20 protein-coding genes and 1 tRNA gene are annotated in these 22808 nt (G+C 72.1%); 2 read left to right on the forward strand and 19 right to left on the reverse strand.

All coding sequences use genetic code 11. The features are described from left to right. Positions 1-23: 23 nt before the first annotated feature. From ABIE38_RS09875 to ABIE38_RS09945, 15 genes are read right to left on the reverse strand one after another with little or no spacing between them, the layout of a single operon-like run. Positions 24-503, reverse strand: coding sequence for a Na+/H+ antiporter subunit E (locus ABIE38_RS09875; RefSeq protein WP_354055822.1), 480 nt, complete (start codon positions 501-503; stop codon positions 24-26). Then, a complete protein-coding gene (locus ABIE38_RS09880; protein WP_354055824.1) occupies positions 500-2281 on the reverse strand; it encodes a proton-conducting transporter transmembrane domain-containing protein in 1782 nt (593 codons plus the stop codon). The genes ABIE38_RS09875 and ABIE38_RS09880 overlap by 4 nt, the downstream gene beginning before the upstream one ends. Further along, entirely contained in the window at positions 2278-3801 is a 1524-nt protein-coding gene (locus ABIE38_RS09885; RefSeq protein WP_354055826.1) for a proton-conducting transporter transmembrane domain-containing protein, read from the reverse strand. The genes ABIE38_RS09880 and ABIE38_RS09885 overlap by 4 nt, the downstream gene beginning before the upstream one ends. Beyond that, positions 3798-5306, reverse strand: a complete 1509-nt coding sequence (locus ABIE38_RS09890) for a complex I subunit 5 family protein (RefSeq protein WP_354055827.1) — start codon at positions 5304-5306, stop codon at positions 3798-3800. The genes ABIE38_RS09885 and ABIE38_RS09890 overlap by 4 nt, the downstream gene beginning before the upstream one ends. Next, positions 5303-5671 carry an NADH-quinone oxidoreductase subunit K gene (locus ABIE38_RS09895; RefSeq protein WP_354055828.1) on the reverse strand — a complete coding sequence of 123 codons (369 nt, stop codon included), beginning with the start codon at positions 5669-5671 and terminating at the stop codon, positions 5303-5305. Before ABIE38_RS09895 ends, ABIE38_RS09890 begins: the two co-directional genes overlap by 4 nt. After that, a complete protein-coding gene (locus tag ABIE38_RS09900) occupies positions 5672-6727 on the reverse strand; it encodes a hydrogenase subunit MbhD domain-containing protein (RefSeq protein WP_354055830.1) in 1056 nt (351 codons plus the stop codon). It abuts the gene before it with no gap. Beyond that, entirely contained in the window at positions 6724-7023 is a 300-nt protein-coding gene (locus ABIE38_RS09905) for a cation:proton antiporter (RefSeq protein WP_354055832.1), read from the reverse strand. The genes ABIE38_RS09900 and ABIE38_RS09905 overlap by 4 nt, the downstream gene beginning before the upstream one ends. Then, the gene (locus ABIE38_RS09910) at positions 7020-7280 is read right to left on the reverse strand and encodes an MrpF/PhaF family protein (protein ID WP_354055834.1); all 261 of its coding nucleotides are present in this window, start codon (positions 7278-7280) and stop codon (positions 7020-7022) included. The genes ABIE38_RS09905 and ABIE38_RS09910 overlap by 4 nt, the downstream gene beginning before the upstream one ends. A gap of 19 nt (positions 7281-7299) precedes the next feature. Further along, entirely contained in the window at positions 7300-8748 is a 1449-nt protein-coding gene (gene mgtE, locus ABIE38_RS09915) for a magnesium transporter (RefSeq protein WP_354055836.1), read from the reverse strand. Next, positions 8741-9118 (reverse strand): cation:proton antiporter, encoded by a 378-nt coding sequence (locus tag ABIE38_RS09920; protein WP_182645712.1) that lies wholly within the window; start codon positions 9116-9118, stop codon positions 8741-8743. The genes mgtE and ABIE38_RS09920 overlap by 8 nt, the downstream gene beginning before the upstream one ends. After that, a complete protein-coding gene (locus ABIE38_RS09925) occupies positions 9115-9372 on the reverse strand; it encodes an MrpF/PhaF family protein (protein ID WP_182645711.1) in 258 nt (85 codons plus the stop codon). Before ABIE38_RS09925 ends, ABIE38_RS09920 begins: the two co-directional genes overlap by 4 nt. Next, the gene (locus ABIE38_RS09930) at positions 9369-9734 is read right to left on the reverse strand and encodes a Na+/H+ antiporter subunit E (protein ID WP_354055838.1); all 366 of its coding nucleotides are present in this window, start codon (positions 9732-9734) and stop codon (positions 9369-9371) included. The genes ABIE38_RS09925 and ABIE38_RS09930 overlap by 4 nt, the downstream gene beginning before the upstream one ends. Continuing rightward, complete coding sequence (locus ABIE38_RS09935) at positions 9731-11443, reverse strand: monovalent cation/H+ antiporter subunit D family protein (RefSeq protein ID WP_354055840.1); 1713 nt, start codon at positions 11441-11443, stop codon at positions 9731-9733. The genes ABIE38_RS09930 and ABIE38_RS09935 overlap by 4 nt, the downstream gene beginning before the upstream one ends. Then, positions 11440-11853, reverse strand: a complete 414-nt coding sequence (locus tag ABIE38_RS09940) for a sodium:proton antiporter (protein ID WP_182644693.1) — start codon at positions 11851-11853, stop codon at positions 11440-11442. Before ABIE38_RS09940 ends, ABIE38_RS09935 begins: the two co-directional genes overlap by 4 nt. Next, a complete protein-coding gene (locus tag ABIE38_RS09945) occupies positions 11850-14741 on the reverse strand; it encodes a DUF4040 family protein (protein WP_354055842.1) in 2892 nt (963 codons plus the stop codon). The genes ABIE38_RS09940 and ABIE38_RS09945 overlap by 4 nt, the downstream gene beginning before the upstream one ends. Before the next feature lie 167 nt (positions 14742-14908). Between ABIE38_RS09945 and ABIE38_RS09950 the strand changes: the two genes are divergently transcribed. After that, a complete protein-coding gene (locus tag ABIE38_RS09950; protein ID WP_354055844.1) occupies positions 14909-16441 on the forward strand; it encodes a hypothetical protein in 1533 nt (510 codons plus the stop codon). Here ABIE38_RS09950 and ABIE38_RS09955 read toward each other — a convergent pair. The 4 genes from ABIE38_RS09955 to ABIE38_RS09970 form a co-directional block, all read right to left on the reverse strand. Then, positions 16365-18461: an acyl-CoA dehydrogenase family protein gene (locus ABIE38_RS09955; RefSeq protein WP_354055846.1), complete on the reverse strand. Its 2097-nt coding sequence runs from the start codon at positions 18459-18461 to the stop codon at positions 16365-16367. The genes ABIE38_RS09950 and ABIE38_RS09955 overlap by 77 nt on opposite strands. Before the next feature lie 118 nt (positions 18462-18579). Further along, a tRNA-Pro gene (locus ABIE38_RS09960) sits at positions 18580-18653 on the reverse strand. A 69-nt stretch (positions 18654-18722) separates the two neighbouring features. Then, positions 18723-19709: a metallophosphoesterase gene (locus ABIE38_RS09965; protein ID WP_182609467.1), complete on the reverse strand. Its 987-nt coding sequence runs from the start codon at positions 19707-19709 to the stop codon at positions 18723-18725. Between the two features lie 47 nt (positions 19710-19756). Next, on the reverse strand, positions 19757-22141 hold the full coding sequence (locus ABIE38_RS09970; RefSeq protein ID WP_354056092.1) for a transglycosylase domain-containing protein: 2385 nt from the start codon (positions 22139-22141) through the stop codon (positions 19757-19759). A 271-nt stretch (positions 22142-22412) separates the two neighbouring features. Between ABIE38_RS09970 and ABIE38_RS09975 the strand changes: the two genes are divergently transcribed. Beyond that, the gene (locus tag ABIE38_RS09975; RefSeq protein ID WP_170114850.1) at positions 22413-22790 is read left to right on the forward strand and encodes a WhiB family transcriptional regulator; all 378 of its coding nucleotides are present in this window, start codon (positions 22413-22415) and stop codon (positions 22788-22790) included. Positions 22791-22808 lie beyond the last annotated feature (18 nt).

The raw sequence follows: 22808 nt of genomic DNA on the forward strand, positions 1-22808 counted from the left end.
CGACCTGGCCCGGTCGGTGGGGGTCAGTCCCCGATGATGCGACCCAGGCGCCGCTCGAGTCCGGCCCAGGCCTGTTCCGCGTCGATGTCCGCGGCGAGCACGTGCAGGTCCACCCAGTCCTCGCCCTCGTCCGAGACCAGGGTCCCGGGCATGAGGTTGATCATCCAGAGCGCAAGTCGGCGTCCCGCCGGGGTCCCGGACCGGATCGGCAGACGCCGGGTGTGCGGCGAGATGGGCATCCGGGGATCCAGTGCCCGGCGGGCCACGTCGACTCCGCCACGCAGGAGCGCCAGCAGGAACCATCCCGCCAACGCGGGGATCTCCCACGGTCGCCGACCGGTCCGCGGGCGCGCGGGTGGGACCGCCCGGAGGCTCACGGCCGTCGCGGCCGCGGTCGCGACGAGGCCGTAGTGCCAGAACCGGGTGTCGCCCTCGGCGAGGATCCACCACAGGAGCAGCAGAACCAGAAAGCGGACCGCTCCGGCCCGCACGTAGCCGGTCATGAGGCCACCTCCGCGGCGACGAGGACGGTGGCCAGGCCCAGCAGGAGCAGGCCGCGGCCGGCGCGGGAGCGCAGGAACGTCTCGATCGCGTCGATCCCGCTCCCCGCTGTGGCTGCGGGGTGGTGTGTGGACAGGCGGTCGGTGACCCGGCCCTGTACGTGTCGGGGGGCCACGGCGGCGGACCGCGTGAGGGCCACCGCCGAGCGGGCCAGTCGTTCCTCCGGGACGACCAGGTCCCCGGGCGGCAGCGCGCGGCCATCGGGGTGCGCGGCCCACCCGGGCAGGATGTCCCGGGCGGACAGCCACCAGGCCAGGCCGCCGATCGCGAGCCCCAGAAGGATCGGCCACGTGGCGTCCCACAGGGTCACGGCGTCGAGGCCGGGGACCGACCCGACGGGCAGCCACAGGTCGGTGACCACCCAGGGCAGGGCGATGCCGCCGGCCACCAGGACCAGCCACGCGCCGAGTTCGGCGTCCCCACGCCGGCGGGTCTCCGGCTCACCGTGGGCGAGCAGCCACCCGAAGCGCAGGAGGAGCAGGGTCGAGCCGGTCGCGATGAGCGGGAGCAGGGAGACGAGGTCCATCCCCAGCACTGTGGCCTCGCCGACGGCCGACTTGGCGGCGTACTTGCCCACCGAGCCGGAGCTGAACGGGGCCCCCGCCACCGCGAGCCCGGCGCCGACCAGCCCCGCCCCGACGATCCACCGCCTGACCCCCCGGGCGTGGTGCTTCCACACCGGGACGCCGAGGAACAGCGCGCCCTTGGCCAGAGCGTGGTGCACCGCGTAGGCCACGGCGGCCGGTGCGACCGCGGGCGCGAGTTCGGGGGCGGCCAGCGCCACGCCCACGAGGGCGGCGAGGAACCCCATCTGGCTGATGGTGGAGTAGGCCAGCACCACCTTGGGGTCCTTCTGCAGCTCACCGGCCGGGACCGCGAGGAACGCCCCGCCCAACGCCAGCAGCACTAGGGTCAGGCCCCACCCGGGCAGGGACACCTCACCGAGCGGGAGGAAACGCAGCCATCCCACGAGGCCGGCCTTGACCATCGCCCCGGACAGGACGGCGCTCGCGGCGGGCGGTGCCGCCGGGTGGGCGAGCGGGAGCCACACGTGCAGGGGGAGTGTCCCGGCCTTCACGCCGAACCCGATCAGCAGGAGCGCGACGATCACCCCGGTGTTCTGCGCCTCGGCCACGGCGGCCGGTGCGTCGGCCAGACGCGTCCCGCCCGCGGCGGCCACCATGAGGATCGCGGCCAGGATGGCGGTCTCGCTCACCACGGTGAGCACCAGGTAGACGCGCCCGGCCCGCATCGCCGCCTCGGTCCGGTAGTGCACGACCAGCCCGTAGGCGGCGAAGCTCATCACCGCGTACCCGAGGTAGAAGGTGACCGCGTCGGCCGCGGTGAAGACCGCGGTGGTGCCGGCGTGGCAGATCAGCAGGAACGCCACCAGGTCGCGACCGCGGTCCGTGCCCGTCCACGCCACCGCGGCCACCGCCGAGCCGTAGAGCAGGGCGGACACCAACACCAGGGGGCGGGCGAGCGCGTCGAGTTCCAGGCTGGTCCCCACGAGCAGCCAGGGCACGTCGAGCGGGAGGCCCTGGCCCGCCCCGGGGGCCACGGTGAGCAGGAGCGCGGGCAGGCAGGTGAGGGGGGCCAGGCGGAGCAGCAGTACGGTCCCAGCGCCCGGCTCGTCGGCGCTGCGGGTGGCCAGAACCCCCAACCCCGCGGCGACGAGGAGCGGGAGCACGAAGGTGGCGGTCCACAGGGCCGTGGTCATGGGAACACCCCCCTCGCGATGAAGGTGGCCATGGCCAACGGGGCGTAGGGGGCGGCCGCGACGATCCCGACGGCGAGGGAGAGCCCGGCGGTGATGACCGCGGGGACGAGGAGGGCGGCAGGTGCTTCGATCCTGGGCCGTCGCCGGTACTCGGGGGTGTCGTGGCGGGCCTCCGCGCGTCGGAACCACATGGCCACCACGGGCGGGAGGAAGTACGCGCTGTTGAGCACCGCACTGGCCACCAGCACCCAGATCACCCATTGGTTCTCCGAGTCGAGGGCCCCGAGCCCCAGTTCCCATTTGGAGATGAACCCCGCGACCGGCGGGACGCCGATCATGCCGAACGCGCCCACGGTGAACGCGGCGCACGTCCACGGCATGCGGCGGCCGAGCCCGGCCAGGGCCGAGACGGTCTTGATCCCCAGGACCTCGGCGAACAGCCCGGCGCAGAAGAACAGGGTGATCTTCATGAGGCCCTGGTGCACGAGGTGGGCCAGGCCGCCGGCGGTGCCGACCGCGCTCACCAGCGTGATCCCCAGCGTGATGTAGGAGACCTGGCTGACGGTGGAGTACGCGAGCCGCTTCTTGAGGTCGTCCTGGAACAGCGCGCGCAGCGACCCGTAGAGCACGGTGAAGGAGGCTAGGACGAGCAGCGGCGTCAGGACCCCGAGAGTCGCGGCCACCTCCACGCCGTAGACGTCGTCGATCACCCGCACCAGGCCGAACACGCCCGCCTTGACCACTGCCACCGCGTGGAGGAGGGCGCTGACGGGTGCGGGCGCGACCATCGCGCGCGGCAGCCATCCGTGGAGGGGGAACAGGGCGGCCTTGACGCCGAGGCCCGCGACCATGAGGACGAAGATCGCGACGGCCGTGGCCGGTGAGTCGGTCGCGAGCGCGCCCACCGCCTCGACACCGCCCGGGGTGAACTCGACGTCGCCGACGAGGGCGGAGAGCCAGACGATCCCGGTGAGCAGGCTCAGCCCGCCGCCGAGCGTGTACAGCATGTAGAGGCGGCCGGAGCGTCGCGCGGCCGCGGTGCCGTTGTGCACCACCAGCGGGTAGGTGACCAGCGTGAGCAGTTCGTAGAACAGCAGGAACGTCACGAGGTTCCCGGAGAAGGCGATGCCGACGGTGGCGGTCACGCACAGGGCGAAGAACCCGAAGAACCGGCTGCGGTGCGGGCGGGCCTCGAGGTAGCCGATGGCGTACACGGTGGTCAGGAGCCACAGCAGGGACGACAGGCCGGCGAACAGCAGGGACAGCGGTTCGACCCGCAGGACGAAGTCGATCCCCGGCAGCAACGCGGTCCGCCACTCGGGCCTGGCGCCGCCCACGACGAGCGGCACCATCATCGCGATGAGCCCCAGCTTGACCACCGCGGCGGCGAGGTTGACGGTCGATCTGGCGCGGACGCCCCCCTCGGGGATGAGGAAGACGGCCACGGCCGTGATGAGGGAGATCGCCAGGGGCGCCAGGACGAGCAGGCCCCCGGGGACGAGTCCGATCAGGTCCGTCATCGCGGGCCCCCCGGGGTCTGGCCGATGATCGCGAGCTCGGCCAGCGGGACGGCGGCGAAGGTCGCGCCGACGGTCACCAGGGCCAGCAGGAGGGGCAGCACGGTCACCACGCGCGGCAGGGGGGAGTGCGGTCGGTCGGGCGCGGAGTCGATCCCGTCCTCGGACGCCCCGGTCAACAGTGCCTGCAGCGGGCGCAGGAGGTAGCCGGCGGCCACGAGAGTGCCCGCCGCCACCACCGCCACGATCCACCAGGCCTGCACGCCGACGGCCGCGGAGAGCAGCTGCCACTTGCCGGCGAAACCGAGCGTCACGGGGAGCCCCGCAAGGCCGACCGCGCAGATCCCGATCGCCATGGTCACCACCGGCAGCTCGGCGCCCCGCCCGGCGAGCGAGTCGATGCGGCCGTCGCCGACGTGCTCCTTGAACATCCCCGCGGCCAGGAAGAGCGCGGACTTGGCGAGCCCGTGCGCCACGGCGAGGGTGACCACCGCGCCCAAGGCCGCCGTCGCGGGCATCCCCTCCCGTGCCGCGGCCGCGGAGAGCGGGAAGAAGAGGAACAGGTATCCGACCTGGGAGACGGTGGAGTACGCGACGAGCTGTTTGAACCCCGTGGCACGCAGGGCGACCAGGCCCGCCCACAGGATCGACCCGGCCGCCGCGACCCCGACCACCGCGGCCACCTCGGGAACGGGCCCGGAGACCTCGGACCACACCCGGATCGCGACGACGAACGAGGCCTTGACCACGAGGCCGGACAGGATCGGACTCACCGCAGCCGGCGCGTCGCCGTGGGCCCCGGGGAGCCAGCCGTGGAGCGGGAACAGCGCCGATTTGAGCGCCATTCCCGCCATGGTCAGCGCGAGGACGGCAGTGCGCACGGGACCGGAGTCCGGCCCGGCGAGGCGCGAGCCCGCGAGCGCCAGATCAAGGGTGCCGGTGGCGGAGTACACGAGCGTGAGCGCCAACAGGAACAGCAGGGAGCCGGCGACCGCCACGATGAGGTAGCGGAAGGCCGCCCGCCAGGCGTCGGGACCGCCCAGCGCGACGAGCAGGACCGCCGCCAGCCCCACGATCTCCAGCGCGACGTAGAGGTTGAACAGGTCGCCGGAGACGAACACCGCCGCCAGTCCCGACCACGCGAGCAGCCATGCCGGCCAGAACCAGTCCCTGGACCCGGCGACCCCGGTCGACGGCGGGTGGACCGCCGCGTGGACGGACACCACGCCCCCCACCACCGCCGAGAGCAGGAGGAACACCGCGCTGAGCCCGTCCGCGCGCAGGGCGATGCCGAGCGGGGGGCGGTGCCCACCGAGGGACACCACGAGCGGGCCGTGCGCGATGACCAGTGCCGCCACGGCGATTCCGGCCGCGGCGGTGAGAGCCGCGGCGACCAGTCCGACCACCCGTCGGGTGGGGGAGGGGACGACGACGACGAGGACCGCCGCCGCCAACGGCAGCAGCACCACTGATGGCACCAGGGCCGGTGCCCAGGCGGGGCCGATCACGCGTCCCGCCCCCCGTCGCCGGAGCGGTGGTCGGCCGGCCCCTGGCTGTCGGGCTCGTCGTCGTTGTGGTCGTTCTCGTCGTGACAGTCGTCCTGCTCGTCGAGTTCGTCGATCCGGCGCGCGAGCACCACTCCGAGGCCGGTGAACGCCACGGTGATCACGATGCCGGTGAGGGCGAGGGCGTGCGGGACGGGGTCGGGATCGAGCGCTCGCCCGGCCACGGCCAACAGAACGACCAGTGTCCCTGAGGCGGCCACGTTGAGGGCGACCAGTCTGCGGAAGCGGTCGGCCGCGAGCAGCATCACCACCAGGCCCAGCGCCACCAGGACGCAGCCGACCGCCGAGTACCACGCGAACGAGCTCATCTAGTGACCACCGTCCCCGATCCGCGCGGTGTCCCTGCGGACGGCCAGGAAGAGCAGGGTCAGGCCCGCCCCGATGGACACGGTGAGCGCGGTCTCCACCCCGATCGTCGCCGCCGACTCCCAGCCCGGGGGCATGGCCAGCCAGTGGCCGGCCAGGAGTAACCCCAGGCCACCGGCGGCGAGGAACGCGGTGGGACCGATCGCCACGAGCCACCGGCCGCGGCTGCCGTGCAGGATGCGGGGCGGGATACCGGCGAGGGTGGCGAGGATCAGCACCCCGGCGACGGTCGCCCCGCCCTGGAACGCTCCGCCCGGCCGGTACGCCCCGGAGAACAAGAGCCATGCGGCCAGCAGCAGCAGGACGGGCGAGGCCAGGCGGAGGAAGTCGCCGAGCGTGCGGTGGACGGGCCCGGCCCCGGCCCCGGCCCCGCCGGACCGGTCCGCCGCCCTGCCGGCCCCGTCGGCCCCGGTGGCCCGCGGGGCGACGGCGGCCAGCGCGAACGCCCCCACCACGGCCACGAGGATCACCGCGACCTCGAGCAGGGTGTCGTAGGCGCGGAAATCCAGCAGGACCGCGGTGATGGGGTGCCCCGTGGCGGTGGTGTCCATGGCCCCGGCGACGGTGTCGGTGAGCGGGGGATGGCGGTCCGTCCCGTCCGACGCGAGGACCGCTCGGAGGAGCAGCGCCGCGAACCCGGCGCCGATCAGGGCGCCGACCGACCACACCGCGACGCCCGCTCGTCCGAACCGCGGGGGTGCGCCCCGGCGTCGGTCGGCCACGGCGTCCACCAGGAGCGCGCCGGTGACCCCGGTCCCGATGGCGGCCTCGGCGAGCGCGACGTCCGGTGCGCGGACCCCGGCCCACACGAGCGCCAGCAGTCCGCCGAGCAACACGAACGACACGAGCGCGGTGAGCCGGTCGCGCACGGTGAGGGCCACGGTCGCCGCGACGAGGGCCGCGACACCCACCACGATGTCGGTCACGCCCAGGTCGATCACCCCCGCCTGCAGGCCGAGCGCCTCCACTTCGAGCGCATCGACACCGAGCGCGCTCATATCGCCGCGCCCCGGTCCGGGTCCGTCGCGAGCAGGGTGGCCGCGACCGCGGCCACGGCCATCCCGAGCACCCAGATGGTGGCGTACTTGGCGATCTCCCAGCCCGAGTCCGCGCGGAGGGACAGCGCGAGCATCACGAACCCCAACCCGAGGGTGTCCGCCTTGGTGACGGCGTGGAGGCGGCTGCGCAGGTCCGGGAAGCGGAGGAGCCCGAGGGTCCCGGCGGTGAAGAACAGACCGCCGAGGACCGCGGCGATGATCGCCGCGATGTCGAGGACGGTGTCCGCACCGCTCATCGGGTGCCGGCGGTGACCATCGTGACGGTGAGGACGAGTGCCAGCGCCACCAGGACGAGCGCCGCGTCACGCAGCGAGGGCAGGTGGCCGGTCACCGAGAGGACCGCCAGCGACGCCGCCCCGGTGGTGCCGGCCAGGACCACGCCGGTGACGCGGTCACGCGGGGACGGACCGCGGGCCACCCGGATCAGGCAGGCCAGGATGTTGAGCACCAGCACGACCACCAGTGCCTGCAGGACCAGGGTGACGACGTCCACCACTACGACCCCGGCACCGCTACAACCCCAGCACCGAGCGGGCGATGAGGAAGTACACGATCAACCCGATCGCGTCCACGAACGTCGTGATGAACGGGTTGGAGAACACCGCGGGGTCCGCTCTGACCGACTGCGCGAGCAGCGGCATGAGTCCGCCCACCGTGGCGGCGATGGTGCACAGCGCCAGCAGCGTGAGGCCGATGACCAGCCCGAAGTCGAATCCGAAGATGAACCCCGCGGCTAGAAGACCGACCCCGCCGAGCGCCAACCCCAGGATGAACCCTGTCCGCACCTCCTGGACGAGCACCCGCAGGGCATCGCGGGGGCGCACGTCACCGAGGGCCAGGGCTCGGGTGACCGTCGTGGCAGCCTGGTTGCCGGTGTTGCCGCCGGTGCCGATGATGAGCGGCACGAACAGTGAGAGCGCGACCACCTGCTCGAGCGTCGTCTCGAACACCGCGAGTACCTGCACGGTGAGCGCGGCGCCCAGCGCCAGTACGAGCAGCCACACCACGCGGGAGCGGACGATGGACCGAACGGGCGTGGACAGGTACGGCCGACGGAGTGGCTCGGCACCACCCTGGCGGGCCGCGTCCTCGGTCTCGGCGTCCTCGAGGATCCGCAGCGCGTCGTCGACGGTGAGGATGCCCACGAGGCGGTCCTCCTCGTCCGTGATCGGCAGGACGATCACGCGCTCGTCCGCGCTGAGGCGGGCGGCCTCCTCCTCGGAGGCGCGGGCGTGGATCGAGATGGCGTCGTTCATGAGGTCCCCGACGAGCTCGCGGGGATCCGCGCCCATCAGGGACCGGAGGCCGACGACCCCGATGAGTCGGCGCCCCTGGTCCACGACGGGGATGGTGTAGATGGTCTCGACGTCGACGAGCCGGTCATGAACCCGCGCGAGTGCCTGTTCGGCCGTCATCTCCGGTCGGGCGGAGACGAACTCGGGCGTCATCCTGCGGCCGATGGAGCCGGCCGGGTAGCCGAGGATCTCGTTGGTGAGTGCGCGCTCCTCGGGCGGCAGCCCGCGCAGGAGGCGCGTGGCGACGAAGGCGGGGAGCTCGTCCATGAGCGCCACGCGGTCGTCGGGGTCGAGTTCCTCGAAGAGGTGGGCGACCTGCTCCTCCCGCAGACCGCGCAGCAGTTCGGACTGCACCGGCGCGTCGAGGGCCTCGAACAGCACGAGCGCGCGCCCCTTCGGCAGCAGGCGGAACGCGACCGCCCGGTCGCGGTCGGCGCTGCGCTCGAACATGTCCACCACGACCTGGTCGGGCAGTGACGCCATGAGCCGTGAGGCCGCCCGGAGATCGCCGCGGGAGCGCAGCCGGGCCAACCGCCGGGTGGCCTCGTCCAGGCTCATCTCGCTGTAGGTGCCGTCCTCGTCGACATGATCGTCGACCAGGGCGAACCCCGTGGCGTCGGTCGGCGGTCCCCCGGGGTCGTCCGGGAAGTCGCGAGGCTCACTCATCACCGGTCTCCTTCGGGGGATCGGACGGGGTGTCGGTCGCGAACTCTATCTGCGAATACCGGGTCGCCGTGGTGGGGGCGGCACCCGAGAGGAACCCGGAGCGGGCGATGGCCATCGCGCCGATGGCGGAGGAGGCGAACTGGAGTACTGCCGCCACGGCCACCTTCGGCGCCGCCTCCCAGCTGGGGTGGAGCAGGAAGGCCCCGGCGATCACGAAGACCAGCCCGAGTCCGGCGGCCGCCCCGATCGCCGAGGACCGCACGTAGAGGTCGGGGAACCGCAGGAGGCCGATCGCGCCGCCGAGGAACACCACGGACCCCACCAGGACGGAGACCGATCCCAGGACGGTCGCGAGCAGGTCCCAGCTCATCGCCGACCCCCGGACATGAGTCGGGCCAGCGAGAGCGCGGAGACCAGGCCCACCAGCGTCGCGACCAGGACCAGGTCGTAGACGAAGGGACTGTCCACCCGCACGCCGACCAGGGCGAGGAGCGCGATGAACGCGAAGAACAGCAGGTCCGCCGCGATGGCCCGGTCCCCGGCGTGGGGTCCGCGGACCATCCGGTAGGAGGACAGGACGGCCGCGATGGAGACCAGGACGATGGCGATGTCGACGACGATCATCGGGCCAGCCCCTCTCTCCGGATCGCCCGCAGCATGTGGTTCTCCATATCGTGTAGCGAGGCCGTCAGGTCGTCGGGGTCCGGGAAGTACATCCCGTGGACCACGATCTCCCACCCCTCACCGCCCCCGGGATGGTGGGCGCCCAGGGTCAGCGTCCCCGGGGTCAGGGTGATGAGCGAGGACAGCACGGTCACCTCGAGTTCGGTGCGGCACCTCGTGGGGAACCGCACGAAGCCCGGGGTGATCGAGGCGTGGGGCAGAAAGGCGTCGCGGACGACCTTCGCGCTGGTCGTGGTCTGCTGCCAGAAGAACCAGAGCAGGAACCACCCGATCCGCAGCGGCCAGGTCAGGGTGGCGGTCATCCGAGCACCGCCTGGACGTATCCGGTCGGGTCGTACAGGTTGGCCGCCGCGGTCCCGGACAGCTCCAGGAGCACCTGACCCCCCAGACCCAGCGCCAACGTCACCACGGCCAGCGCCAGCGCGGGCGCCGCGAGTGCCAGACCGATCCGGCGACCCGGGGGCACCATGACGGGGTCGTGGGGACCGGCTTCGGCCGTAGCCGTAGCCGTAGCCGTAGCCGTAGCCGTAGCCGTAGCTGTGGACGTGGCGGTGGCCGTCGTGGTGCCCCCGGCCGCGTCGACCCCGCCCCCGGTCGAGTCGACCCCGCCCGCGTCGAGCCCGGCCCGGTCCCGGCCGTCGGGGATCCCCGGGGCATCGGAGTAGGCGGGGTCCAGACCCTCCGGGAGTGTGCGGGAGTCGGTGGCGGTGGGTTCGCCGAGGAAGATGCCCGTCCAGATCTTGAGCATCGACAGCAGGGTGAGGATGCTCACCGCCACGGCGACGGCCGCGGCGGCGATCTGGCCGGCGTCGAGGGCGGCGATGATGAGGCTGAGCTTGGCCACGAAACCGGAGAAGGGCGGGATCCCGGCCAGCGACATCGCGGAGGCGAAGAACGCGATCGCGATGAGGGGCTCGGTCTTGGCCAGGCCCGAGAGCTGCCCGAGCCGTCTGGGACCGTAGCGCACCTCGATCGCGCCGATCGCCAGGAACAACCCGGCCTTGACGATCATGTGGTGCAGCAGATAGAAGATGCCGGCGGTGAGCCCGAGGGGACCGAACAGGGCGACCCCGAGCAGGATGTAGCCGATCTGGCTGACCATGTGGAACGCGAGGATCGAACGGGGCGCGGCCTCGCCGACCGCGCCGAGGACGCCGATCAGCATGGTGGCCGAGAACACGACCACGCCCACCCAGAGATACCGGGAGTCGCCGTCGAAGATCACCGCGTAGACGCGGTAGATCGCGTAGATCGCGATCTTGGTGTGCAGGCCGGAGAACATCGCGGTCACCGCGGGGGACATCTTGGGGTAGGCCCGGGCCAGCCACCCGTGCACAGGGACCACGGCGGCCTTGATCGCGAGCGCGAAGAGCACCAGGGCGGCGGCCACGGCCACAGCGGTGTCCTCGGACGCCGCCCCGTGGAGTTCGGCGATGTTGACGGTTCCCGTCAGCCCGTAGATCAGGGCCACGCCGATCAGCAGGATGGTCGAGGCGAGCAGGTTGACCGAGATGTAGAGCCGCGAGGCCGCGACACCGGCCACGCTCGCGCGCCCGGACCGCGTGATCATCATGAGCCCGTACGAGGGCAGGAGCATGACCTCGACAAAGACGAAGAAGTTGAACAGATCCCCCGTGAGCAGGGCCCCGTTGACGCCGGCGGTCACGAGCAGGACCAACGGCGGGTAGAACCGCTTGAACGCCTCCCCGGCCGCCACGGCGAAGGCCGCGCACGTGAGCGTCAACAGGCTCGTCACCGTGAGCATGAGAGCGGAGAACATGTCGAGCACGAACGGGATGGCCACCCCGGGCGCCCACAGCGCGACCTGGTGCACCACGACCGACCCGTCCGACACCCACGGCACGGTGGCGACGGCCGCCGCCAGCTGCGCCACGAGCACGACGAACAGGACCGTCAGGACCAGGCGCGTCCTGGAGGCGACCGCGACGAGCAGGCCCGCCGCCAGCAACGGGACGGCGACGAACAGGGTGAGGGCGGACTCCAGCATCATCGGTGGACCCCTTCCGCGTCGTGGTTCGTCGGCTCGTCGGGCTCCGGGTCCTCCGGGTGGGCGCCCCCCGGGATCTCCGGGAGGAGGTCCAGGTGGTCGAGATCGCCGACGTCGGTGTCGTCGTCGTCCCCGCCGATCACCGCCAGGACGAGCAGGTAGATCGTGATGGCGAAGGCGATGACGATGGCGGTGAGCACGAACGCCTGCGGCAGACCGTCGGCCGTCAGCGACGGGTCGGGGTCGGACACCAGCGGTTCCTCGCGCCGGGATGCCCCACCGGCCGCCATGAGCGTGAGGTGCGCGGCGTGGCTGAGCAGGATGAACCCGAGGATCACCCGGACCATCCCGCGCTGCAGGACGAGGAAGACGAAGCCGGCCATGAGGACGCCGACGGAGATCGCGAGGGTCATGCCTGTACCTCCCGGTTGTCGGCCGCGTCCCGGTTGTCGGCGGCGTCGAGGACCGGTTCCGCGTCCTCCGTGGTGGCCGGGTCGGTGGCCTCCGCGCCCGGGCCGGGGGGCGGCGGCGGGACGGCGGGTTCGTCGCTCCGGTCGTCCCCGCCGAGCTTGTCGATCGCGGCCATGACCACGCCGAGGACGGCCAGGTAGACGCCCACGTCGAAGACCAGCGCGGTGGTGAGGTGCACGTCACCGAGGTAGGCGTGCAGGGGCAGGAGGAACGAGCCGTCGGCGAAGCCCGCCAGGCCCGTGAGGACCCCGATGATCACGCCGGCCGCGATGACCGCGACGTACGGCACCCGGATCCGCGCCGCCTCGTCGCTCGGCGCGCGCAGGTAGTAGATCGCGATCCCGGCGCCGCCGATGAGCGCCGAGTTGAAGCCTCCGCCGGGGGCGTTGTGGCCGCGGACGAGGAAGTAGAGCGAGAGCAGCACGATCAGGGGGCCGAGGACCCGGGCGAACGTGCGCAGGAAGACGCCGTTGTCCCGGGCGGGCAGGAGCGGCGAGTCCGCGTGGACGGCGAGCGGCACCTCGCGACGGGGCAGGGCGCGCCTGGCGTGCAGCGCGAGGATCACCGCGAGTCCTGCCACGCCGAGCACGGTGAGCTCCCCGAGGGTGTCCAGCGCTCGGTAGTCCACCAGGACGGTGTTGACCACGTTGATGCCGCCGGTGTCCTCCTCCGCGTTGTCGAGGAAATACCGCCCGACGTCGGAGAGCTCCCGGCGACCGGTCATGGCCCACACCGCCGCGCCCGAGGCCAGGCCGACCACGATCGCGACGGCCGCGCTGACGAGCGTCCGCGAGCGGGAGACCGTGTGGAAGGCGCGGGGGAGACGCTGGAGGACCAGGACGATGACGACGACGGTGAGGACCTCGACGAGGAGCTGGGTCAGGGCCACGTCGACCGCGCCGAGCGTGAAGAACCACAGCGCCATGGCGAACCCGACGATCCCGACGTTCGCGACGGCGCCGAGACGGGAGCGGGAGACGAGCATCGCCGCGGTCCCCACCACGAGGAGCACCACCACGACCCAGTCCTCCGCCCGGACGGGTGATCCCACCTCGGGTTCGGGGCGGACGGTGGCCACGCCGACGGCGGCGAGGGCGACCAGCACCACGAGGACGGCCCACACGTGCCGGGAGATCCGGTCGGTCCGGGTCACGTCGCCGACGCGCGCCCCGCCCGCGATGGCCCAGCGGCGCAGCGCGTCGACCGTCGCCACGCCGGTGATCGGGGCGAGCTCGCGGTCGAGGAAGCGGTCCACGGGATTGCGCACCAGGACCAGCACGATCCCGAACGTGATCACGGCCATCGACATGAACAGCTCGGGCGCGAACCCGTGCCAGAGGCCGAAGTCCGCCTCGTAGCCCTCGCCGAGGGAGGCGCGGGCCGCGGCCGCGACCGCCGGCTCGAGGAGGAACCCGGTGAACCCGAGGACCAGGCCGAGGACCGCGGGGAGGGCGGCGGGGAGGAAGAACGAGGCGTGCGGGGCCTCGATGGTCTCCGGGGTGCTGTGCACCGGCTCGGGTCCGGGGCCCGCCGGGGGGCCGTGGGTGACGAACCCACCGAGCAGGAAGCGTGCCGAGTAGGCGAAGGTGAAGGTGGCGGCGAACACGGCCAGGGCGCCGAGCGCGGGCCCCGTCCACGCCGCCCCCGGCGCGTCCAGCATGGACTTGAACATCCACTCCTTGGACACGAAGCCCAGCAGAGGGGGCAGCCCCGCCATCGACGCGGCGGCCAGGCCCACCCCGATCGCCGTGCCGGGCATGATGCGGTAGAGCCTCGGGAGTCCGCTCATGGCCCGGGTGCCGGTCTGTTGGTCGACCACTCCCACGAACATGAACAGGGACGACTTGAACAGCGCGTGGGCGATGGTGTGGATGATCGCGGCGACCATGGCGGCCGGGGTGCCGACGCCGATCGTCGCCACCAGGAAGCCCAGCTGGCTGATCGTGGAGTAGGCGAGGAGTTCCTTGAGGTCGTCCCGCTGCATGGCGAACACGGCGCCGAGCACGGCGGTGGTCATGCCGCAGGTGATGAGGAGCAGGTTCCACACCGGGACGTCGTGCAGTGCCTCGGAGAACCGCAGCAGCAGGTAGATGCCGGCCTTGACCATGGCGGCGGCGTGCAGGTACGCGCTGACCGGGGTCGCCGCGACCATGGCGTCGGGCAACCACGCCTGGAACGGGAACTGCGCGGATTTGGTGAACGCGGCCATGGCGATCAGCACGGCGATCACCGCGGCGAAGCCGGGGTCGGCCGACCACACCGGGTCGACCAGGATCTCCGACAGGACGGTGGTGCCGGTGCGGACCACCATGAGCGCCGCGGCGGTGAGCAGGCAGAGCCCGCCCGCGACGGTGACGAGGAGCGTCCGCACCGCGGGCTGCGTCCCCTTGGGGCCGGCGAGCGTGATGAGGAAGAAGGAGCAGAGGGTCGTGAACTCCCACGCGACGAACAGCAGGACGACGTCGTCCGCCAGGACGAGGCCGAGCATGGACGCGGCGAACAGCGTCATCAGGCCGTAGTAACCCCCGTGACCGCCACCCCGCCCGAGGTACCGGGACGAGTAGGCCATCACCACGGCCCCGATCCCGAGGACGATCATGGTGAACACGCGGGCCAGCGGGTCCAGGGACAGGCGGAGCTCGACGCCCAGCGCGGGCATCCACGCGACCGTGGAGACGGTGTCGACGGGGACGGCGAACCAGATATACAGGGCGAGGCCGCCGAGCAGCGCCGCGAGCGGCCATCCCGCGTCCCGCCCCATGGTGCGGGCCAGCAACGGTGAGATCGCCGCGATGCCGAAGGCCACTGCGAGGGCGAGGGTCAGGGTCACGTGCCGTTGGCTCCGGAGGTGGTCGAGATGGGCGTCGGAACAGACCCGTGGGTACCGAGCCCGCCGGGCCAGGCTAACACTCTCCGCTCGGGCGGATTCGGGCAGGATTCCGGGGCATGCCGAATGACCTGCGGGAACGAGTGCGCCACGTCACTACCATCCACGGCATGCCCCCCACCCCCAGTGCAGCCGACCGCGCGGACGAACCGCTGGAAGAACCGCCGGCCGACCCGGCGGTGGACCCTGCCGACGAGCCGGCCGACCCGGCGGTGGACCCGGTCGACGACCCGGTCGCCGGGACGCCGAACGGCCCGGGGCCCGGCAGGCGGGCCCTCGCGCTGGTCGTGCTGATCCTGCCGCTGGTCCTGGCGGCGCTGTGGGCGGCCGTCGGTCCCACCCCGGCCGGGGACGCCGACCGCGCCGGCGCGGGGGGTCCGCTCCAGTCCGCGCTCGCCGACGCCTCCGCCCAGTCCACCTTCACCAGAGCCGGGGCGGAACAACTCCGTGACGGGTCGGCCGAGCTGGCGGACGGCGCCGAGCAGATGCGTGCAGGCGGCGCCGAGCTCGCGGACGGGATGGACCAGCTCCAGTCCGCGATCGGTCAGGCGGGTTCCGGCGCGACCGAGGTCGCCGGGGGAGTGCGTGAGGTCGTCGGCGCGGTCCGCGGGGTGGCGGTGATCCAGGGCCAGGTCTCGACGGCGATCGACGACGCGCTGGGCCGACTGCAGGGCGACGCCCCCGAGGTGATCCGGGCCCGGGAGGCGCTGACCGGGCTGCAGCAACAGCTCGCGACCCAGGGGATGGGACAGGGCACCCTCGACGGACTCGACGCCCTGGAGGGTGGGGCCGACGAGCTCGCCCGTCAGCTCTCCGCCCCGGGCGCGCCCCTGCGGGACGGCGTCTTCCAGGTGACCCGCGGCTCCCATGAACTGCGGGACGGGGCCGCCGAACTCGCCGCCGGGACCGGGGAACTGCGCGATGGTGCCGCCAGCGTCGCCGGGTCCGCAGAACGGACCGATGACGCGATCGGCCGGGCCGGGCGGGCCCTGGCGGCGGAGCGCGGGGACGCCGGGGCCGCGGCCGCCGAGGCCGCCGACGACACCCAGCGCCGCACCTCGGCCGGGATCCTCGCCCTGGCCGCGGCGGCGGTGCTCGGCGCCCTGCTCGTCAACCTGGTCCGCCGGCCCGGCTCCGGCGTCAGCGAACCGGTGCTCGCTCTGGCGGTGCTCTCCGCGGGTCTGTCCGCGTGGGCCCTCGCCACGGCGGACGCGCCGACCGCCGCGACCGCGGCGGCCGTGGTGGGACTGATCCTCCTCGTCGTCGTCGCCTCATCGGCCCTGTGGCACGCGCTGACCGTCGTGCTCGGCACCTGGCCCGGCCGCGCCGCCGGACTGCTCGTGGCGGCCGCCTCGATCGGGGTCGCCTGGTGGGTGTGGGTGTCCGGAGGCGCCCCGACCGCCGCGCTGACGGCGGTGTCGGGTACCCCGACAGGCCAGGCCACCGCAGCCCTCGACGCGGTCCTGCTGGGTGGTCCCCCCACCGTGGCGTGGACGGCCGCCGCGGTGCTGGTCGCGGTGGCCCTGTGCGCCGCGGTGGCGGCCGGGATCTGTGGGCAGCGGCCCGTCAGCCGCGCTCGCCGGCTCCCGACGTGGTCTCGAGGGAGTCGGTCTCGAGAGGGGCGTCCACTCCGCCGTCGGTGAGCATCGGGACGTCGAAGACGAACTCGGGGATCGCGAAGGCGTCCACCAGGGTCCGCGCCTTGCCCGCGAGTTTGGTGCACAGGCGGTTGCGGGCGGCGGTCGCGGCCTTGGTGCGCTCGGTCGTCAGGCGGTTGTGCTCGAGGAACCACCCCTTGTCGCGGTCCACGATGTCCAGGACGTAGAGGTCGCACAGCGTTCCCAGGACCTCCTTGGCCGCCGGGTCCTCGCAGGCGTCCACGGCCTCGGCGAAGCGGGCGAACACCCAGCTGTCCATGTGCGCTCGCCCGGCCTGGAGCATGTGGTCCTGCGCCGAGTTGAACACCTTGAACGCCGCCGAGCCGTCCTCGCCCTGGGCCTTGCGCAGGCGCCGCGCGACCGTCTCCAACAGGTGCTCCTCACGGTCCACCAGCAGTTCCAGCTGGTTGGCCCGGTCGAGCAGGTCGGTGTTCTCCCTGTCCGTCACCGTGTCGATGAGCTTCTGCCACAACGTCGACGCACGGGCCTTCTCCTGCACCACGTCGACCGCGGTGGTGAGGGCGAAGGCCACGGTCTCCCGCTGGTCCATGTCACCGAACTCCGCGGCGTAGGCGCCGAGGAGCTCCTTGGCCACCAACTGCGTCAGCACCACGTTGTCGCCCTCGAACGTCGAGAAGACGTCGCAGTCCCTGCGCATCTCGGTGAGCAGGTTCTCGGCCATGTACCCGGCACCACCGCAGGCCAGGCGGGCCTCGATGATGGTGTCGTTGGCGAACCCCGTCACGGTGGCCTTGATGCCCGCGGCGTGGGACTCCATCTCGCGCCGCCGCTCGGCGTCGAACGCCTCCGGGTTCTTCTCGAAGTCGTGGAGCTCGGCGACGATCGCGTTCTGGGCGCACGCGTAGGCGTACGCGCGGGCCACCCGCGGCATCAGTCGACGCTGGTGCTCGCGGTACTCCAGCAGCGGGATGCCCTTGCCCGTCGCGGGGTGGTCGAACTGGCGTCGGATCAGCGAGTACCGCACCGCCAACGCCAGTGAGGTCCGGGCCGCGGCACCGGCGGCCGCACCCACCGAGACCCGGCCGCGGATCAGCGTGCCGAGCATGGTGAAGAAGCGGGCACCGACGGAGTCGATGGGCGACGAGTACTGTCCGTCGGCGTCGACCGCACCGAAGCGGTCGAGGAGCGCCTCACGGGGGACACGGACGTGGTCGAACATGATCTTGCCGTTGTCCACGCCGAGCAGTCCGCCCTTGTGCCCGTGGTCGGTCGTGGTGACCCCCGGCAGGTCGTTCCCGGCCTCGTCGCGGATCGGCACCACCAGGCAGTGGACCCCGTGGCGGAGCTCCTCGCCGTCCTCGGCGTGGGTGATGAGCTGCGCGAACACCGCGGCCATGGAACCGTCGCGAGCCGCGTTGCCGATGTACCACTTCTCGGAACTCGGAGTGGGGGAGTGGACGACGAACTCGCCGGTCTCCGTGTCGAAGGTGGCGGTGGTCTCGAGGTTCTGCACATCCGACCCGCCGCCCAGCTCGGTCATGGCGAAGCAGCCCATCAGGTCCAGGGACATCACGCCCGGCAGGTACTTCCCGCGCGTCTCGGCGTTGCCGAGATTGGCGATCGCCCCACCGAACAGGCCCCACTGCACGCCGGCCTTGACCATGAGGGACAGGTCGAGGTGACCGAGCATCTCGAAGGAGGTCAACGCGCCACCGGTGTCCCCGGTGCCGCCGTCCTCGGTGCGGAACCCCAGCCCGGGCATGCCCGAGTCCGCCAGGCGCCTCATCTGGTGGAGCACGTGGGCGCGGTGCTCCTCCATGGTGGCCCCGATCGGGTTGAGCATGTCCGGGGTCATGGCCTCGCGCGTCATCTGGCGCGCGTCCGCCCAGCGTCCGTCGAGGACCTTCTGGAGTCCGGCGGCGAGGGCCGGGTCCCCCTGGCCGGTGGTGGTGATGCGGCCGTAGTGGGGATGGCCCGTGTGGGTCGTCTGGGGGGCTGCCGCCCCCGGGGCCGCGGCGTTCTGGACGTCGGTCTGGGAGGTCATGACACGACTCTACGGATCGTCCACGCCGAAGTGCACCGGTAGCGCGGCCGCAATCGGACCGTCGGGGGCCGCAAATGACCGAGGTCCCGAACCGTGAACGGCCCGGGACCTCGCATTGTCGGGGTGGCGGGATTCGAACCCACGACCTCTTCGTCCCGAACGAAGCGCGCTACCAAGCTGCGCCACACCCCGGTGACAACGAGGGATACTCTAGCGCCCCGCTGACTGATTAGCGAAACCGGGGTGATTCGCGAAACCCGGTCAGGCCGGCAGCGGCACCCGTTCGCGCAACGGCGTCTCCGGTACCGTCGCGTCGTCCCCGCCACCGCCGGGTCCGGCGACCAGTTCGAGAAGTGTGGCCTCGGGCCTGCAGAACGTCCGGACCGGCACGTACGGCGACGTCCCGAGCCCTGCGGACACGTGCAGGACCAGGTTCCGGCCCCACGCGGACAGGCCCTGCGCACGCGAGCGGTCGATGCCGCAGTTGGTGACGATCGCCCCCGTGGGCAGACAGAGCTGCCCGCCGTGGGTGTGGCCCGCCACCGCGAGGTCGTACCCGTCGGCGTCGAAGCGGTCCAGAACCCGGGGTTCCGGGGAGTGGACCAACCCGATACGCAGGTCGAACGCCGGACCGGCGGGTCCCTCGATCTCGCTGTAGCGGTCGCGACCGATGTGCGGGTCGTCGACGCCCGCCACCAGGACGCGACGGCCGTCCACGACGATCTCCGCGCGCCGGTGCGTGGCGTCCACCCAGCCGCGCTCGGAGAACGCCGCCTTGAGGTCGCGCCACGGCAACGGGACCGACGAGTGCTTCTTCCGGCCGATCCCGAGGTAGGACAGGGGGTTCTTGGGCACCGGGGCGTAGTAGTCGTTGGAGCCGAAGACGAACGCCCCGGGCCGGCCGAGCAGCGGGCCGAGGGCCTGCACGACCGACGGCACCGCGCGCACGTCCGAGAGGTTGTCGCCGGTGTTGAGCACCAGGTCCGGCTCCAGCCGCGCCAGGGCCGCGAGAAAGTCCTGCTTGCGCTTCTGACCGGGCATCATGTGCAGATCCGAGATGTGCAGGATCTTGAGGGGCTCCGACCCTGGTGCGAGCAGCGGGAGCGAGTGCCGACGGACGGTGAACGCGTTGCGTTCCCACCCAGATGCGTAGACGGTTCCGGCCACGACCGCCCCCGCGAGGACGGCCGCGGCCCGGGCGGAGGGACTCGACGGGGTGCTCTGGGGCCGACGTGAGGGGCGCTGCATCTTTCCACCCTACCGGCGGCGGCGGGAACCCTCCCCGGCCGCGGCGACTACCTGGGGGGCGAGATGGTGATCGGCGCGAGCCCGGGGACGTTGAGGACGACGGGCTCGTCGCCGATCGCGGCCCCCGGTCCGGACGCGCCCTGGCCGTCGGTGCCCCGCGCCGCGGCACCGCCACCGCCGCCCGAACCGTCGGAGACGCGGAGGGTGACCTGGGATCCGGGGATCCCGGTCCCGCCGTCGAGTCCCACGACCGTCCCGTAGGGGCGTCCCGTGCCGGACACGAACTGGGTGTTGACGACGAATCCGGCACCGGTGAGCAGGGAGGTGGCGGCCGACTGGCTCATCCCCTCGACATCGGGTGTCCCGGCCCCGCTGGTGCCCGCCTGGAACGCGGGATCCGGCGCGGGCAGCTGGACAGGGCCGTAGATCTGGGCGATCGGGGCGAACGCGGAGAACCAGGTGTTGGCCGGCTCGAGACCGCCGAAGAGGTTGCCGTAGGAGCACTGCCGCAGCGGGCTTGTGCACAGCTCGCTGGTGGTGGTGCCGTCGTTGAAGGCGTAGACGGCGGCGGAGTAGTGGTTGGTGAAGCCGAGGAACGCGGAGGAGCGGTTGGCCTCGGTGGTCCCCGTCTTGCCCGACATGGGCAGGTTCCACCCCGCGGCACCCGCGGCACCCGCGGCGGTGCCGGCCCCCACGTGGTCCTTGGACAATGCCACCGAGAGGGTGTCCGCCAGCCCCGGCTCGACCACCTGCTCGCACCCCGGCTCGCTCAGTTCGACCGGCTTGCCGGTGCGGTCGGTTATCGACTCGATGGGGCTCGGCGGGCACCACATCCCGCCGGAGGCGAGGGTGGCGCCGACGTTGGACAACTCCAGCGCGTTGACGGCCGTGGGTCCGAGGGTGAACGAACCCAGGTTGTTCTTCTTGATGAACCCGGCGATCGAGTCGCCGTCCGCCGCAGTCCCCTTGCGGTCGTACGACCGCATACCGAGCCGCACCGCCATGTCCACGGTGGGGGCGACCCCGACGTCCTTGATGAGGTTCACGAAGGTCGTGTTGGGGGACTGCGCGAGGGCGTCCGCGACGGACAGCGAACTCGGGTACGACCCGGCGTTCTCCACGCAGTACTCGGCGGGTGGACATCCGCGCGCGCCGCCGGCGCCCAGGCCGGAGACCTGGACGCGGCGCGGGACGGACAGGCTGGTGTTGGTGCCCATGCCCTTCTCCATGGCCGCGGCCACCGTGAAGACCTTGAACACCGACCCCCCGCCGTCGCCGACCAGCGAGAACGGCTGCGGCTGGACGGTCTGGCTGTCGCCCAGTTCGAGGCCGTACTGGCGGCTCGAGGCTATCGCCACGACCTTGTGGGACTCCCGGCCGGGGCGCACGACGCTCATGACCTCGGCCACGCCCTGGCCCGTCGGGTTGCCGTAGGTGTTGAGCGACCGCTGCACCGAGTCGTGGACGGTCGGGTCGAGGGTGGTGCGGATGGTGTACCCGCCCTGCTGGACCATCTCCCGGGTAAGTCCGTTCTGGTCCAGGTAGTCCAGCACGTAGTCGCAGAAGAACCCCCGGTCACCGGCGGTGATGCAGCCACGGGGAAGCGAGTTGGGGCGCTCCAGTACACCCAGTGGCTCGGCCACGTAGGCCGCGCCCTCGGCCGGCGTGATCGCGCCGGTCTGGACCATGGTGTCGATGACGGTGTCGCGGCGGTTCTTGGTGTCCTCGGGGTGGGCGTACGGGTTGAACATGCTGGTGGACTGGATCATCCCCGCGAGCATGGCGGACTGCGGCACGGAGAGGTCCGCGGCGTCGACGCCGAAGTAGGTCTGGGCGGCGGTCTGGACCCCGAAGGACCCGTTGCCGAACGAGATCAGGTTGAGGTACTTGCTGAGGATGTCGTCCTTGCTCATCTCGCTGTCCAGAGTGAGCGCCATCCGGATCTCTTTGATCTTGCGCGCCGGGGTGGTCTCCACGGCCGCGCGACGTTCCGCGTCGTTCTCCGCGGAGACGAGGAACTGGTAGTTCTTGACCAGCTGCTGATCGATCGTCGAGGCGCCCTGCTGCACGTCCCCGGACGTGGCGTTGGTGAGCGCCGCGCGGATCGTGCCCCGCCAGTCCACGCCGTTGTGGTCGGCGAACCGGCGGTCCTCGATCGCGATGATCGCCAGCTTCATGTTCTGCGAGATCTCCTCGCTCGGGACCACCACCCGCTGCTGGTCGAACAACCAGGCGATGGGCGTCCCCTCGGAGTCGGTGACCGTGGAGATGGACGGGAGATCACCTTTGATCAGGTCCGCCGAGGTCCCGGACAGCGAGTCCGCCATCTTGTTGGAGGCCAGCCCCGCCGCCCCGGCGATCGGGAACAACGACCCGGCCGCCACCACCCCGGCCGCGACACAGGTCGCGACCAGCTTTCCCAGCGAACTCATAGCCGACACGGGGCCAGAGTACGTGAACACCCCTGTCCCGCCACCCCGTGAGGCCTCCGCAGCACACGACTCTTTACTTCTGTTGTGTGACTACGGTAACAATATGAGTGAACGCGGGACGTTTCGAACCCGGATGAGGTCGTGGTCCGACGGCACTCACGGCCGAGAGGCTCCCGTGGACACCGTGGGCCCGCCGCGCCGGGTGGGCCCAGAAGGCCGGAGGCGTGTGCGGCAGACCCGTCCGCGACTCCACACAGACAGGGGTACATCGATGACGGCCACCCTTCCCGGGACCTCCCGCACCGACGACGCCGGGGTCCGCCCCGGTTCAAGCAATCCCCTCGGTTCCGAGGAGACGATCATCGGGGAGGGGCGCCAGGAATGGGTCGCCCAGGCCCGGTGTAAGGACATCGACCCGGACGAGCTCTTCGTCCGCGGCGCCGCGCAGCGCAAGGCTGCCTCCATCTGTCGCCACTGCCCGGTTCTCCTGCAGTGCCGCGCCGACGCGTTGGACAACCGCGTCGAGTTCGGGGTCTGGGGCGGGATGACCGAGCGTCAGCGCCGAGCCCTTCTCAAGCAGCATCCCGAGGTACGGTCCTGGGCCGATTTCTTCGCCCAGCAGATCGAGCGGCACACCGTTATCTACTGACGTCTCCTGATCGGCCCC

This window comes from Dietzia sp. 2505 (assembly GCF_040546785.1).
Taxonomy (GTDB): domain Bacteria; phylum Actinomycetota; class Actinomycetes; order Mycobacteriales; family Mycobacteriaceae; genus Dietzia.

Bases quoted from the DNA above. Each gene is read 5' to 3' on its own strand.
- ABIE38_RS09875 (WP_354055822.1), bottom strand. From the start codon at position 503: ATGACCGGCTACGTGCGGGCCGGAGCGGTCCGCTTTCTGGTTCTGCTG.
- ABIE38_RS09880 (WP_354055824.1), bottom strand. From the start codon at position 2,281: ATGACCACGGCCCTGTGGACCGCCACCTTCGTGCTCCCGCTCCTCGTC.
- ABIE38_RS09885 (WP_354055826.1), bottom strand. From the start codon at position 3,801: ATGACGGACCTGATCGGACTCGTCCCCGGGGGCCTGCTCGTCCTGGCG.
- ABIE38_RS09895 (WP_354055828.1), bottom strand. From the start codon at position 5,671: ATGAGCTCGTTCGCGTGGTACTCGGCGGTCGGCTGCGTCCTGGTGGCG.
- ABIE38_RS09900 (WP_354055830.1), bottom strand. From the start codon at position 6,727: ATGAGCGCGCTCGGTGTCGATGCGCTCGAAGTGGAGGCGCTCGGCCTG.
- ABIE38_RS09905 (WP_354055832.1), bottom strand. From the start codon at position 7,023: ATGAGCGGTGCGGACACCGTCCTCGACATCGCGGCGATCATCGCCGCG.
- mgtE (WP_354055836.1), bottom strand. From the start codon at position 8,748: ATGAGTGAGCCTCGCGACTTCCCGGACGACCCCGGGGGACCGCCGACC.
- ABIE38_RS09920 (WP_182645712.1), bottom strand. From the start codon at position 9,118: ATGAGCTGGGACCTGCTCGCGACCGTCCTGGGATCGGTCTCCGTCCTG.
- ABIE38_RS09925 (WP_182645711.1), bottom strand. From the start codon at position 9,372: ATGATCGTCGTCGACATCGCCATCGTCCTGGTCTCCATCGCGGCCGTC.
- ABIE38_RS09930 (WP_354055838.1), bottom strand. From the start codon at position 9,734: ATGACCGCCACCCTGACCTGGCCGCTGCGGATCGGGTGGTTCCTGCTC.
- ABIE38_RS09935 (WP_354055840.1), bottom strand. From the start codon at position 11,443: ATGATGCTGGAGTCCGCCCTCACCCTGTTCGTCGCCGTCCCGTTGCTG.
- ABIE38_RS09940 (WP_182644693.1), bottom strand. From the start codon at position 11,853: ATGACCCTCGCGATCTCCGTCGGCGTCCTCATGGCCGGCTTCGTCTTC.
- ABIE38_RS09950 (WP_354055844.1), top strand. From the start codon at position 14,909: ATGCCCCCCACCCCCAGTGCAGCCGACCGCGCGGACGAACCGCTGGAA.
- ABIE38_RS09955 (WP_354055846.1), bottom strand. From the start codon at position 18,461: ATGACCTCCCAGACCGACGTCCAGAACGCCGCGGCCCCGGGGGCGGCA.
- ABIE38_RS09965 (WP_182609467.1), bottom strand. From the start codon at position 19,709: ATGCAGCGCCCCTCACGTCGGCCCCAGAGCACCCCGTCGAGTCCCTCC.
- ABIE38_RS09970 (WP_354056092.1), bottom strand. From the start codon at position 22,141: ATGAGTTCGCTGGGAAAGCTGGTCGCGACCTGTGTCGCGGCCGGGGTG.
- ABIE38_RS09975 (WP_170114850.1), top strand. From the start codon at position 22,413: ATGACGGCCACCCTTCCCGGGACCTCCCGCACCGACGACGCCGGGGTC.